Consider the following 12,272-nt stretch of genomic DNA (forward strand, 5'->3'; position numbering starts at 1 on the left):
ACAGATGTAAATGATCACGAAAGAGGGATTTGCGATGAATAGCTTATGGTTACCCGTGGCAAATCCCGATTTTTTTGCCCAAGTCGGGCCGTGGTTTATGGCTTTACCGCACTGCAAAACGCTGGGGCTGGAATTGGTCGCAGCGGAAAAGGGCAAAGTCACGATCAAACTGCCCTTCAAACCCGAACTCATCGGCAACCCTGAAACCCGTGTATTGCACGGCGGCGTGGTGACTTCATTAATCGATACTTCATCGGGCGTGGCGCTGTATACCTTGCTACACGTACCTGAAGCCGCCGCCACACTCGATTTGCGCATCGATTATTTGCGTCCCGCCAAGCCCGATTTGCCACTGTATTGCACGGCTGAATGCTATCGTTTGACCGATTCAATTGCCTTTACGCGCGCCACTGCATACCAAGAAGATCCAGCCAAGCCTGTGGCGCATTCCGTTGCAACATTTGCCCGTACGTCTCCAACCGACAAAAGTGAAGCCTAATGGAACAATCTACTTCTGAATTGTGCTCAGGTATATCGTCGTGTGCCATGCTGGAAAAGGCTTTGGAGCAAATACCCTACGCTAAATTGCTAGGCGTTCAGGTGCGCGAACAAGATGAACAGCCGCTGTTTTTCCTGCCATATGCCGAAAAAAATATCGGCAATATTCTATTGCCCGCCATTCATGGTGGCGTGATTGGTGGCTTTCTGGAAAACGCGGCCGTGCTGCACCTGATGTGGGCGCGCGAATCGGCTGGTATTCCGCGCATTGTTGATTTTTCGATTGATTATCTGCGCTCGGCCCGTGCGCTTGATTTGTACGGACGCTGCGAAATCGTGCGCCAAGGCAAGCGCGTTGCCAATGTGCTGATGACCGCCTGGCAAGATGATCCGGCCAAACCTGTGGCGATGGCGCGCGCGCATTTTTTACTCGCTTAAATGCATTGATCGTCGCTAGCTACTGGCGGTCGATTGATAAGTACTCACTGTTCAAGAGATTGGCTTTATGACTCAAGTATTTAATTTTTCCTCTGGCCCTGCGGTATTGCCTCCCGAAGTTTTGCGCCAAGTGCAGGCTGAATTGCTCGATTGGCATGGCTCGGGCATGAGCGTGATGGAAATGAGCCATCGTGGCCCTGAGTTTGGTCAGATTCTGGCCGAGGCAGAAGCCGATTTACGTACTTTGCTGGGCATTCCTGCCAATTACAAAGTGCTATTCCTGCAAGGGGGGGCGCATCTGCAATTTGCCATGTTGCCGTTTAACTTTGCTGCGGCCGAGAGTACCGTTGATTTTGTGAATACCGGCCATTGGTCGAAAGTGGCGATCAAAGAAGTCAGCCGCTACGCCAAGGTCAATATCGCTGCGAGCAGTGAAGATAAAAACTTCAGCTATGTGCCCGACGAAGCAACTTGGCAACGTAGCAAAGACGCTGCATTTTTGCACTATTGCAGTAATGAAACCATCGGCGGCGTTGAATTTAATTTCATCCCCAAATCGAACGGTGTGCCGCTGATTTGCGATATGTCATCGAATATTTTGTCGCGCCCAGTCGATGTCAGCCAGTTCGGCATGATTTATGCCGGCGCACAAAAAAATATGGGCCCATCGGGTGTAGCGGTGAGTATTGTCCGCGAAGACTTGCTGGGCAAGGCGCGCAGCGACACACCCACGATGCTGAACTACAAAACCTTTGCGGATAACGGCTCGATGTACAACACGCCACCGTCGTTCGGTATTTATGTTGCTGGTCTGGTTTACAAGCATGTGTTGGCGCAAGGCGGCTTGGCGGCGATGGAAGCCAAAAATATCGAAAAAGCCAATGTGCTGTACGCTGCGATTGATGCATCGAACGGTTTTTATAACTGCCCAACGGCACTGGCCGATCGCTCGCGGATGAATATTCCATTTACTTTGGCTGATAGCCAACTGGATGCCAAATTCCTTGCTGGCGCGGAAGAGCGTCATTTATTGCAACTGAAAGGCCACCGCTCAGTCGGTGGGATGCGCGCTTCGATTTACAACGCGATGCCGCTGGCGGGCTGCCAGGCCTTGGCGGCGTATATGGCTGAGTTTGCACAACAACACGGCTGATTAAACACAAGGAATCGACCATGGCTGGACAAGGTTCTGGCGGCAACGTGATCGCCGCACTGTGCAGTTTCTTTATTCCCGGCTTGGGCCAATTGCTGCAAGGGCGCTTGCTGAAAGCAGCGCTGATGTTTGTGCTGGCGGGCGTGTTGTGGGTGATCTTTATGGGTTGGATTATTCATCTGTGGTCGATTCTGGATGCAGCAAAATTTAATCCGAGTAAGAATTAATGTCTGACAAACAATTGCAATTAATACAACAGCATCGCGAAGCCATTGATGCGCTCGACGCGCAAATTTTGCAGCTGATCAACGAGCGAGCCCAGCATGCGCATCAGATTGGTGTGATTAAAGGCAGTGGTGTGGTGTATCGCCCTGAGCGCGAAGCGCAAGTGCTGACGCGGATTAAAGAAATCAACCAAGGCCCGCTGTCGGGCGAAGCGGTGGCGCGCCTGTTCCGCGAAATCATGTCGGCGTGTCTGGCGCTGGAAAAACCGCTGACCATCGCGTATCTGGGGCCAGAGGGTACGTTCACGCAAGCTGCGGCGATCAAGCATTTTGGCCATGCGGCCAATACTTTGCCTTGTGCGTCGATTGATGAGGTGTTTCGTGTCGTTGAAGCGGGCAGTGCCGATTACGCCGTTGCTCCAGTTGAAAACTCAACTGAAGGCGCGGTAGGGCGCACTTTGGATTTGATGGTCGGCAGTTCGCTCAAAATCTGCGGCGAAGTGGTACTGCGCATTCACCATCATTTGCTGCGCGCGACTGACAGCATTACTGGCATCGAGCGTGTTTATGCTCACGCGCAAGCCTTGGCGCAATGTCACGAATGGCTTAATCAGAATTTGCCCGCGCACGTAGAGCGTATTTCGGTCTCAAGCAATGCCGAAGCAGCGCGGATGGCTAGCCTTGACCCAACATGCGCAGCGATTGCGGGTGATGCGGCGGCTGAAAAATACGTACTTAATAAGCTCGCGCAAAACATTGAGGACGAACCGAATAACACCACGCGTTTTCTGGTGTTGGGTGCGCAATCATCGGCGCGTTCAGGTAAAGATAAAACCTCACTGGTGATTTCGGCGCCTAATCGCGCGGGTGCATTGCATGCAGTTGCAGAACCGCTGGCGCGCAATGGCGTATCAATGACCAAATTCGAGTCGCGGCCAAGCCGGACCGGTCTGTGGGAGTATGTGTTCTTTGCCGATGTGGAAGCCTATATCGACGATGAAAATATGCAAACGGCGTTGGCGGAATTGCAAAAAGTGGCGGCGTTTGTGAAGGTACTCGGCTCCTATCCTCAAGCTGTCATCTAACGAATGTATTTTAAAAATGCTGCGCGTCCCGTGATAGCTGATCGGGCGGTACTCGCAATCCTCATGTACTGCAGTACATTCCGGTTGCTGCGTTCCGGCCTCACAGATCTGACGGGCGCTCGCTATTTTTAAAACACACTCGTGCGTCATAGCTTGAGTGGCTAATGGTGGGCAATGCCCCAATTCAAAGGAAGCCTATGAAAGCCGTAACCGTATTTTGTGGTGCCCGCATGGGTGCGCGTGAGATTTATCGTGAAGCCGCGCAAACCTTGGGCAAAGAAATCGCCGAGCGCGGGATGACTTTGGTGTATGGCGGTGGTCATGTGGGGCTGATGGGCGCGGTGGCCGAAGCGGCGCTGCAAGCCGGGGGTCAAGTGATCGGCGTGATTCCGGAGTTTATGGTTGAGCGCGAATTGGGTTATGGCGCGTGCACGACGTTGGAAGTCGTCGATTCAATGCATACACGCAAAGCTCGGATGGCTGAGTTGACTGATGGTTTTATCGCGATGCCTGGTGGTTTTGGTACATTTGATGAGCTATTTGAGATTTTAACCTGGGCGCAAATTGGTTTGCATGCCAAGCCGATTGGGCTCTTGAACGTGAATGATTATTTTGTGCCGCTGCGCGCCATGGTCGCACATGCGGTGAATGAAGGTTTTGTCGGCGAGCGCGATGCGGCGCGGCTGTTGATGGCCAATGACAGCACTGCATTGCTCGACATTTTGCAGGGCGAACCCAGCCAAAGCGCAGGTGAATGGTGGAAAACTTAGGTTTAGCAGTACCTGGTGATGCCAAACGGGCGGCGGAGTTGATTTATCAATCCGACGCCCCTTTTTACGACTACTGGTTTGCACTGCCGCGCGAGCTGACGCTGATCAATCTGGCGCGGCTGTGGCACGAGCCGAATGGCAGTTACAGTTATCGCAATGCGCAGGTGTTACGCAATGCGCAGGAAGAGATTATTGCGCTGGTTTTTCATTACCCTGCCGGGTATGGTGCGCAACTGCAGATTGACGATAGCATAGAGCTACATACCCTGGCACTTGATCTGGATATATTGCGAACACGCCAACGTGATCTGGATTTTTTGTTCCCGCATGTGCCCAATGACGCCTGGTATTTGCGCACGATTGCCGTGCACGAAGAGCACCGCAGCCAAGGCCTCGGAGCGCGCATGCTCAGCCAGGTTATTTTTGCTGCGCGCCAAGCGGGGTTTGATCAACTGCACGTCGATGTCGATAGCGGCAATCCCGGCGCGGTGCAGTTTTATCGCCGCCATGGTTTTGAAGTGCTGGTTGAATCCAAAGTGCGCACCCTGACGCAATTCTCACTGCCTGCCAGCCTGCGGATGGTGAAGTCGCTGTAATAGCAAAAATTTGATTGTTTTGAACGTTTGAAAAGGAAAGTCGATGTCACTTGCTTCACTGGCCCCTGAATACATTCGCGCCATTGCGCCTTATCAACCGGGAAAACCGGTTTCCGAGCTGGCGCGTGAAATGAATCTTGATCCAGCCAAAATCGTCAAACTGGCATCGAATGAAAACCCGCTCGGCATGGGGCCCAAAGCGCGTGCGGCGGTGGAGCGCGAACTGGCAGAATTGGCGCGTTACCCCGATGGGAACGGTTTCGATTTAAAAGCCAAAATCGCCGAGCGTTTCGCCGTTAATCTCGATCAAATCGTGCTGGGTAATGGCTCAAACGATATTCTGGAACTCATCGCCCATGCGTTTTTGAAAGAGGGCGATTCAGCGGTGTTTTCTGAATACGCCTTCGCCGTTTACCCGCTGGCCACGCAAGCCGTCGGTGCGACCAATATCTGTGTGAAAGCAGTCGATTACGGCCACGATCTGGACGCAATGCGCGCAGCGATTTGCCCTGATACCAAAATCGTCTGGATCGCCAACCCGAATAATCCCACCGGCACGCTGGCACGCCCCGGTGATCTGATCGAGTTTCTGGAGCTGTGCCCAAAAAATGTGCTGGTGGTGCTCGATGAAGCCTATACCGAGTTTCTGCCACGCGAAAAACGCAGCGATTCAATTGGCTGGTTGAAACAATTTGCCAACCTGATCGTCGTGCGCACGTTCAGCAAGGCTTATGGTCTGGCTGGCCTGCGCGTTGGCTTTGCACTCGCAAATCCGGAAGTGGCGGATATCTTAAATCGCATTCGCCAGCCGTTTAATGTCAACAGCCTTGCGCAAGCGGCCGCCGTGGCCGCGCTGGATGATCTGGAATTCTTGAAACAATCGGTTGAAGTGAACGCTGCTGGCATGAAGCAGATTACCGAGGTGCTGCAAGAGCTGGGTTTGAGCTTTATTGAGAGCTACGGCAATTTTGTGACCTTCCACTGCGGCGATGCAGCGATGCTCAATCAATATATGCTTGAACGCGGCGTGATTGTGCGCCCGCTGGCTGGCTACAAAATGCCAAACAGCCTACGGGTGTCGATTGGCTTGCCTGAAGAAAATGCACGCTTTATTGCAGTGCTGCGCGAGGCGATGGAGGGCTGATGTGGTCGCTGGCGAGTGTTTGCGAAGCTGATTTTGAGGAGTTACTCGCCATTCGCATTGCCGCGATGCGTGAAAGTCTGGAGCGTATCGGCCGCTATGATCCCGAGCGCGCGCGTCAACGTCTGCGCGCCAACTTTGCGCCTACCGCGAGCCAGAAAATCGTCGTCGCCAATCAAGTGGTCGGCTTTTACGCGTTGCGTGAAGAGGAGCGGGCCTATGCTCTGGATCATTTGTATCTGCTGCCGCAGTGGCAAGGGCAGGGCATCGGTAGTGCCGTGCTAACGTACATCCAGCAGCAATGTAGTAGTAGCAGTAAGTCCATCCGGCTGGGCGCACTGCGTGGCAGCGACTCGAATCGTTTTTATCTGCGGCATGGTTTTATCGCAGTTGCGGAGTCGGAGTGGGATATTGATTATGTCTATGGGGGTATATTGCTGTAGACGTTGACTGGCTTTGCCTTTAGGCTGATACATGGCGCTGTATTTTGCTAACCCAGATCAGCACACGATCGCTTATAATAGCGGCAATTCACCGCACTAGATGAAAAGGATATTGAGATGGTAGATCGTAATTACGTATCGGATTACACCAAATTCATGGAAAAATTCTTGCAGGAAAACCCTGAAGTGGCCAAAGGCCAGGTTGAAGGCCGCGGTTTGCTGTGGGATAAAGAGCCGATCAATCTGGACGAGCGAGCTCGTAACGAGCAGTCTGCTTTGAAAAAATAAGTATTAACGCTCCCATAAAAAAACGCCATCTCGAAGATGGCGTTTTTTTATGGGACAACATAATCCCAGCGGCGCGTTTCAAAGTGGTAGTAGTGAAATGCATACATTTGTTTCGAGTCGAGGTACCACAGCGTAGCTTGGCCGTTTTGTAACTTATACCCGATGCGCGGCTCAGATCTGGCCGCGTCTAGGCCGATTTCTTTAAGTGAGTCAGGATAGCGCTTCTGCTGCATGTTAAAGGCCGTAATTTTTGCAGCGATGGCGTTAAGTTGCTTTCGATCTTGCTGCCAGCGATATTCATGAATTGCAAAGATAAGCGCAAAGCTGGCAACCCAGCAGAGTAATCGTATGCGAACTTCATGCCAGTTGTTCTGACCTGTGGCGCATTTGACTAACTCGATGAAATAAGCAATCGCCAAAAATGGCAAAATAAACCAAGCGAGCATCAAGGCTTGTCGCTGGTGAGCAAGTGAGATTAAGCTGATGCACCCAATAAAAGGGGCATATTTTCGAATCAAAGAGTCAAAACTCATTTTGCGCTCAGCAGTAAAAAAGGAGGCCGAAGCCTCCTTTTTGGATCAGTCATGAATCTGATTGTTTCGGTGGATTATTTAGGTGCTACGCCGCCCACCACTTCCAGCGTTTCCCACTTGCCACCTTTTACTGTGTAAAGCGCGATGGCACCGTTTTTGATGTCGCCTTTCTCATCGAAAGTGATTGCGCCGGTTGCGCCTTGGTAGTCGGTTTTCGCCAGTTCAGGGATGTATTTGGCTGGGTCAGAAGAGCCCGCTTTTTGCATTGCCGCGACCATTACTTTGACTGCGTCGTAGCAATAGGGTGCGTAAAGCTGAACTTCAGTTCCAAATTTGGCTTTGAATTTATCCAGGAAAGCCTGACCGCCGGCCATTTTGTCTTTTGGCATGCCTGGTGATGAAGAAATCATGCCTTCAGCGTCGCTACCCGCCAGTTTGATAAATTCTGGCGTTTGCGTGCCGTCACCGCCCATCACTTTGGCGTTGATGCCCAGTTTCTTGGCTTGTTTTTTCAACGGTGCAGCTTGTGCATCCATACCGCCGTAGAAAATCAGATCAGGCTTGCTGCCTTTGATGGTGGTCAGAATGGCGTTAAAGTCAGTTTCCTGATTGGTCGTAAATTCGCGGCGAACCACTTCAGCGCCAGCGGCTTTAGCGGCTTTTTCAAACTCATCCGCCAGGCCTTGGCCGTAAGCGGTACGGTCGTCGATGATCGCGACTTTTTTCGCGCCCAGTTTCACGGCATATTCGCCCAATACTTTACCTTGCTGCGCATCGTTAGCCATCACGCGGAAAGCAGTTTTAAAGCCTTGTGCAGTGTACGTTACGGCAGTGGCTGATGGAGAAATCTGTGCGATGCCTGCATCAGAGTAGATTTTAGACGCTGGAATTGTGGTGCCAGAATTGAGGTGACCAATCACGCCAGCCACTTTCTGATCGACAAAACGCTGTGCAACCGTAGTAGCGGTTTTCGGATCGGCTTGATCGTCTTCCGACACCATTTCCAGTTTCATTTTTTTGCCGCCGATATCAACGCCACCGGCTTCGTTGATTTCGTCGATGGCCATTTTTACGCCATTTTCATTGTCTTTACCCAGGTGGGCGATATTGCCAGTCAGCGGAGCTGCGTGGCCGATTTTAATTACATCACCAGCGGGTGCCGCATCTACCGCAGCGGCAGGCGCAGCACTAGCTTGTTCGGTTGTGGCAGCGGGTTCTTGTTTGCCACAAGCAGTCATGGCCAGAATGGCCGCAGCGATCAGGCTGTAACGAGCGATAGTCATTCGATATTTCCCCAGTGTGTATTTAAATAGTGGTGAGGCGTTTTTGTTTGAAACGGCAACTTCCAATGAGCGGCGTTCAAGCAGCTGTTTCATTAGAAGTGACAAATATCCGCTCTGCAATGTGGGCTGATGAATAAGGATTATCCTGTAGCTGCACCGCAACAGTTTTATGCTTTTTGAAGGGTGACAGTTGGCCGGGTGTGGTAATTGGCAGGCCAGAGCGCATTCTGCCTGTGTTGTTGCGCTGCAAAAGAGGGTTTGAGTGACGCTGGTCATCCTCTGGCGGGAGTGGCCTGCACCGCCGGAGAACTGTGCAAATTGCACAACACATCAGCGATATCAGCAAAGGTAGATATTAAAAAAGGGAGCCTGCGGCTCCCTTTGGTGGTTCATGCTTGGATCAGAATCGACTGGCTTATTTGGCGCCGCCGACCATTTCCGCCAGTTCCCACTGGCCATTTTTCACGGTGTAAACGCCTACTGCCGCGTTTTTCACATCGCCTTTGTCGTCAAAAGCGATCGGGCCGGTCAGGCCTTGGTGTTCGATTTTAGCCAGCACGGGCAGGTATTTGGCCGGGTCAGCCGAGCCAGCCTGTTTCATGGCTGCCAGCATCAGCTTGGTGGCATCGTAGCTGTACGGTGCATAGACTTGGACTTCTACGCCGAATTTGGCTTTGAACTTGTCTTTGAATTCCTTGCCGCCTGGCATTTGATCAACCGACTGGCCTGCAGACGAGCCAAAAGTGCCTTCCGCATCAGTGCCAGCTAGCTTGAGGAATTCGGGTGATTTTGTACCATCAGCGCCCATCACAATGGCAGTGAGACCGAGTTTTTTGCTTTGTTTTTTCAATGGTGCCGATTGTGCATCCATGCCGCCGTAGAAAATCAGATCGGGTTTCACGCTCTTGATATTGGTCAGGATGGCGTTGAAGTCGGTTTCCTGATTGGTGGTAAATTCGCGTTTTACGATTTCAGCGCCTGCAGCTTTGGCGGCTTTTTCAAACTCATCGGCCAAACCTTGGCCGTAGGCGGTACGGTCATCCACAATGGCGACTTTTTTCGCGTTCAATTTGCCCACGGCGTACTGCGCCAGCACCAGACCTTGCTGACCATCATTGGCGGTCAGGCGGAATGTGGTTTTAAAGCCCTGTGCGGTGTAGGCCAGTGCGGTGGCAGAAGGAGAAATCTGCGGAATACCTGCGTCGGAGTAGATTTTTGACGCCGGAATGCTGGTGCCTGAAGTCAAATGGCCAATGACACCGGCGATTTTCTGATCCACAAAGCGCTGGGCAACCGTCGTGGCATTTTTCGGGTCGGCTTGGTCATCTTCCGATACCAGCGCTACTTTCTTTTTCGCGCCATCTACGTCCAGACCGCCTTCGGCATTGATTTCTTCAATCGCCATTTGTGCGCCGTATTCAACATCCTTGCCCAAATGCGCGATATTGCCGGTCAATGGCGCAGCCAGACCGATTTTAACCGTGTCGCCGCTGGCGCTGGCCGTTTCTGCGGCCGGAGCGCTGGCTTCAGTGCCGGCAGGAGCTTGTTGTTTACACGCAGACAGGCCAACAATAGCCGCTGCAATCAGGGTGTACGATGCCAATTTCATGATGTGCGTTTCCGAAGAATGATCAGGAGGAAAAAGCCGACAATCAGGCGCAAACCGACACCTGACGCGTGCTTGTCATCTTGAAGCAGGGCATGCCTGATGAATACTGGGGCTATCCTGTATCGGTCGGAAAATGGGCAAACTGTACTGCTTGGCGTTCAGCGATTGAGGTGTTCAGACGCTCAGATCAAGCTGCTGTACGCTGCCCACCCGGCCATTTTCATGCAGATAGACGCCCGAGCTGCGAATCTGGCCGTAATTCTGGTTTTGGCTATTGTTGAGGTCAAAATCGCCGCGCGCATAGCCCAAGTAAATGGCGCCGATTTTCATCTCCAGCAGCGTTTTGAGTTGATCCTGCCCGCTGGCGTCTTTTAGCCACAGTTTCAGGTCGGCGTAGACCGGGTCGGCTTCATCTATCCAGCCGTTAGTGTCTTGATCGTACTGCGCCAGGTCGGCAAAGCCATTGCCGCTTTGTGCGCCAAACAGCTCTTTGCCGTGGTTGATTTTGCCGTCGCGATTGTGATCCAGTGCGAGGTAAGCGCTGCCACGGTTGAGCTGGTGGATTTGCTCGCTTTTGCCATCCGAATCAATATCAAAGCTGAAGGTTTTATCCGATAGCGTGACCACTGGTGCGTCGTAGTTGAGCACTAGCGGGTCTTTTTTCGGGCGTGCGGCGCTGCCGGTGGCGATGCTTAGATCAACATTCTGGCTAAAACTGCGGCTGAGGCTCAATTCGGCCTCAAAGCTGATCTCGCGCCCGTCGGCGGTTTTGATGGTGCCACTGGTGGCAAAGCGGGTTTGCTCGCTTTCATACTCACTGGCGTGGTATTCGATTTGCCAGCCATCCTCCAATTGAACTGGCTGGGTACTTGCCTGGGTATTGCTCTGTGAAGATTGCTCTGATTGATCTGTACGCTGATACCCTAGTTTTATTTCGCGTCCCAGCATGGCTTCGATCAGGCTTTTGATTAGTTTGATTCTGGGGTCGTTCTCGATTGCTTCCTGCTGCTCGTCCAGCATGCGGGCGGCGCTGGATATTTCTACCGATTCGTCTGCCGCCGGTGGAATCGGGCGCGGGGCTTCATAGCGTACCGACAGGCTTTCGGTCTGTTCGCGGCGAAAATTGCGCTGGGCGCTCAGGGTGAGATCAGATTCGCTAATACGCATGATGCACCTCGGCTGGTGGGCATGCGACGGCGGCGCTCGCGCATGCAAAGCATGCTGAACTTATCGGCGTGAATGACCGCTTTTACAGGTGCCCCAGCTCGGCCAGCGATACGACCTGATGGGCGGCAACGATAAAATGGTCGAGCAATTTAATATCGAGTAACTCCAGCCCGTGTTGCAGCTGGCGGGTCAGCAAAATATCGGCGCTGGAGGGCTCGGCGCTGCCGCTGGGGTGATTGTGCGCGACGATAATGGCGGCGGCATTGTGCGCAATCGCGTGTTTGGCTAGCTCGCGCGGGTAAACGCGCGTCTCGTTTAACGTGCCTTTGAATAAGGTTTCGGCGGCGATCAACCGGTAGCCGGTGTCGAGATACAGCGCGTGAAATTCTTCATGGCGAATGCCGCGCAAACGCAAGCGCAAGAAATCCCGCACCGCGGTGGGGTTTTCAAATGAATCGCGTGCTTTCAGTTGCTCGGCCAGCGCGCGGCGGCTCATTTCCAGTACCGCTTGTAGCTGCGCATATTTGGCCGCGCCTATGCCGCTAATGGCGTCAAAATCGCGCAGGTTGGCGGCAAATAGTGCTTCGAGCGAGCCGAAATGCCCGAGCAATTCACGCGCCAGATCGACTGCCGATTTGCCGGGCAGACCAACACGCAGAAAAATTGCCAGCAATTCGGCATCCGAGAGCGACACTGCGCCATGGGCGAGTAATTTCTCGCGCGGGCGCTCGTCGGCAGGCCAATCAGTAATCGACATATAAGGTTCTGTTAACGTTAGTTTTACGAATCGCGTTTGTGCTGGTTTTGGCCTGAAACAAGGCGTGAAACCTGACGCATAGCCATTCTATGTGAAGGTTTTGCAACGCAGTTTCAGGCCAAAAACAGCCAAACCCGGAGGGCTGGGCGCTTTTTGTGACGACTCTGCGTTATTGACTGCTTACATAGAATGACTATGCAGCGCAGTCAATGCCTTGATTCGTCAAAAAAATCGCTCCAGCGCGACCGTAAAACTAACGTCAACAGAACCTAGTTCTTTTTCTGTAA

General features: G+C 52.6%; 15 protein-coding genes. 10 read left to right on the top strand and 5 right to left on the bottom strand.

Going from position 1 to position 12,272, the window contains the following annotated elements; translation table 11 throughout:
• The first annotated feature begins 34 nt into the window (after window positions 1–34).
• From ABHF33_RS14360 to ABHF33_RS14405, 10 genes are all read left to right on the top strand, one after another.
• Window positions 35–499 carry a PaaI family thioesterase gene (locus ABHF33_RS14360; protein ID WP_348944586.1) on the top strand — a complete coding sequence of 155 codons (465 nt, stop codon included), beginning with the start codon at window positions 35–37 and terminating at the stop codon, window positions 497–499.
• The gene (locus tag ABHF33_RS14365; protein WP_348944587.1) at window positions 499–936 is read left to right on the top strand and encodes a PaaI family thioesterase; all 438 of its coding nucleotides are present in this window, start codon (window positions 499–501) and stop codon (window positions 934–936) included. The genes ABHF33_RS14360 and ABHF33_RS14365 overlap by 1 nt, the downstream gene beginning before the upstream one ends.
• A gap of 67 nt (window positions 937–1,003) precedes the next feature.
• Complete coding sequence (gene serC / locus ABHF33_RS14370; protein WP_348944588.1) at window positions 1,004–2,089, top strand: 3-phosphoserine/phosphohydroxythreonine transaminase; 1,086 nt, start codon at window positions 1,004–1,006, stop codon at window positions 2,087–2,089.
• Between the two features lie 20 nt (window positions 2,090–2,109).
• Window positions 2,110–2,316, top strand: coding sequence for a hypothetical protein (locus ABHF33_RS14375; protein ID WP_348944589.1), 207 nt, complete (start codon window positions 2,110–2,112; stop codon window positions 2,314–2,316).
• Window positions 2,316–3,398, top strand: coding sequence for a prephenate dehydratase (pheA, locus tag ABHF33_RS14380; protein ID WP_348944590.1), 1,083 nt, complete (start codon window positions 2,316–2,318; stop codon window positions 3,396–3,398). Before ABHF33_RS14375 ends, pheA begins: the two co-directional genes overlap by 1 nt.
• A gap of 197 nt (window positions 3,399–3,595) precedes the next feature.
• Complete coding sequence (locus tag ABHF33_RS14385; RefSeq protein WP_348944591.1) at window positions 3,596–4,168, top strand: TIGR00730 family Rossman fold protein; 573 nt, start codon at window positions 3,596–3,598, stop codon at window positions 4,166–4,168.
• The gene (locus ABHF33_RS14390; protein ID WP_348944592.1) at window positions 4,153–4,764 is read left to right on the top strand and encodes a GNAT family N-acetyltransferase; all 612 of its coding nucleotides are present in this window, start codon (window positions 4,153–4,155) and stop codon (window positions 4,762–4,764) included. The genes ABHF33_RS14385 and ABHF33_RS14390 overlap by 16 nt, the downstream gene beginning before the upstream one ends.
• Window positions 4,765–4,807: 43 nt before the next feature.
• On the top strand, window positions 4,808–5,908 hold the full coding sequence (gene hisC / locus ABHF33_RS14395) for a histidinol-phosphate transaminase (protein ID WP_348944593.1): 1,101 nt from the start codon (window positions 4,808–4,810) through the stop codon (window positions 5,906–5,908).
• The gene (locus ABHF33_RS14400; protein WP_348944594.1) at window positions 5,908–6,348 is read left to right on the top strand and encodes a GNAT family N-acetyltransferase; all 441 of its coding nucleotides are present in this window, start codon (window positions 5,908–5,910) and stop codon (window positions 6,346–6,348) included. Before hisC ends, ABHF33_RS14400 begins: the two co-directional genes overlap by 1 nt.
• 117 nt (window positions 6,349–6,465) lie before the next feature.
• On the top strand, window positions 6,466–6,636 hold the full coding sequence (locus ABHF33_RS14405) for a DUF3460 family protein (protein ID WP_348944595.1): 171 nt from the start codon (window positions 6,466–6,468) through the stop codon (window positions 6,634–6,636).
• Between the two features lie 47 nt (window positions 6,637–6,683).
• On the opposite strand, the gene ABHF33_RS14410 is transcribed toward ABHF33_RS14405, so the two are convergent.
• From ABHF33_RS14410 to radC, 5 genes are all read right to left on the bottom strand, one after another.
• Entirely contained in the window at window positions 6,684–7,169 is a 486-nt protein-coding gene (locus ABHF33_RS14410) for a hypothetical protein (protein ID WP_348944596.1), read from the bottom strand.
• A 74-nt stretch (window positions 7,170–7,243) separates the two neighbouring features.
• Complete coding sequence (locus ABHF33_RS14415) at window positions 7,244–8,452, bottom strand: branched-chain amino acid ABC transporter substrate-binding protein (RefSeq protein ID WP_348944597.1); 1,209 nt, start codon at window positions 8,450–8,452, stop codon at window positions 7,244–7,246.
• A 415-nt stretch (window positions 8,453–8,867) separates the two neighbouring features.
• Window positions 8,868–10,061, bottom strand: coding sequence for a branched-chain amino acid ABC transporter substrate-binding protein (locus tag ABHF33_RS14420; RefSeq protein WP_348944598.1), 1,194 nt, complete (start codon window positions 10,059–10,061; stop codon window positions 8,868–8,870).
• A 174-nt stretch (window positions 10,062–10,235) separates the two neighbouring features.
• Window positions 10,236–11,228 (bottom strand): hypothetical protein, encoded by a 993-nt coding sequence (locus tag ABHF33_RS14425; RefSeq protein WP_348944599.1) that lies wholly within the window; start codon window positions 11,226–11,228, stop codon window positions 10,236–10,238.
• 82 nt (window positions 11,229–11,310) lie between these two features.
• Window positions 11,311–11,985 carry a RadC family protein gene (gene radC / locus ABHF33_RS14430; protein WP_348944600.1) on the bottom strand — a complete coding sequence of 225 codons (675 nt, stop codon included), beginning with the start codon at window positions 11,983–11,985 and terminating at the stop codon, window positions 11,311–11,313.
• Window positions 11,986–12,272 lie beyond the last annotated feature (287 nt).

It is taken from the genome of Chitinibacter sp. FCG-7, assembly GCF_040047665.1.
In the GTDB taxonomy this organism is placed as follows: Bacteria; Pseudomonadota; Gammaproteobacteria; order Burkholderiales; family Chitinibacteraceae; genus Chitinibacter; species Chitinibacter mangrovi.

Excerpts from the sequence above, each read along its gene's own strand:
- radC (WP_348944600.1), bottom strand. The coding sequence starts at position 11,985 with ATGTCGATTACTGATTGGCCTGCCGACGAGCGCCCGCGCGAGAAATTA.
- ABHF33_RS14385 (WP_348944591.1), top strand. The coding sequence starts at position 3,596 with ATGAAAGCCGTAACCGTATTTTGTGGTGCCCGCATGGGTGCGCGTGAG.
- serC (WP_348944588.1), top strand. The coding sequence starts at position 1,004 with ATGACTCAAGTATTTAATTTTTCCTCTGGCCCTGCGGTATTGCCTCCC.
- ABHF33_RS14375 (WP_348944589.1), top strand. The coding sequence starts at position 2,110 with ATGGCTGGACAAGGTTCTGGCGGCAACGTGATCGCCGCACTGTGCAGT.
- ABHF33_RS14360 (WP_348944586.1), top strand. The coding sequence starts at position 35 with ATGAATAGCTTATGGTTACCCGTGGCAAATCCCGATTTTTTTGCCCAA.
- ABHF33_RS14415 (WP_348944597.1), bottom strand. The coding sequence starts at position 8,452 with ATGACTATCGCTCGTTACAGCCTGATCGCTGCGGCCATTCTGGCCATG.
- ABHF33_RS14420 (WP_348944598.1), bottom strand. The coding sequence starts at position 10,061 with ATGAAATTGGCATCGTACACCCTGATTGCAGCGGCTATTGTTGGCCTG.
- ABHF33_RS14405 (WP_348944595.1), top strand. The coding sequence starts at position 6,466 with ATGGTAGATCGTAATTACGTATCGGATTACACCAAATTCATGGAAAAA.
- ABHF33_RS14365 (WP_348944587.1), top strand. The coding sequence starts at position 499 with ATGGAACAATCTACTTCTGAATTGTGCTCAGGTATATCGTCGTGTGCC.
- ABHF33_RS14410 (WP_348944596.1), bottom strand. The coding sequence starts at position 7,169 with ATGAGTTTTGACTCTTTGATTCGAAAATATGCCCCTTTTATTGGGTGC.
- ABHF33_RS14425 (WP_348944599.1), bottom strand. The coding sequence starts at position 11,228 with ATGCGTATTAGCGAATCTGATCTCACCCTGAGCGCCCAGCGCAATTTT.
- ABHF33_RS14390 (WP_348944592.1), top strand. The coding sequence starts at position 4,153 with ATGGTGGAAAACTTAGGTTTAGCAGTACCTGGTGATGCCAAACGGGCG.
- pheA (WP_348944590.1), top strand. The coding sequence starts at position 2,316 with ATGTCTGACAAACAATTGCAATTAATACAACAGCATCGCGAAGCCATT.
- ABHF33_RS14400 (WP_348944594.1), top strand. The coding sequence starts at position 5,908 with ATGTGGTCGCTGGCGAGTGTTTGCGAAGCTGATTTTGAGGAGTTACTC.
- hisC (WP_348944593.1), top strand. The coding sequence starts at position 4,808 with ATGTCACTTGCTTCACTGGCCCCTGAATACATTCGCGCCATTGCGCCT.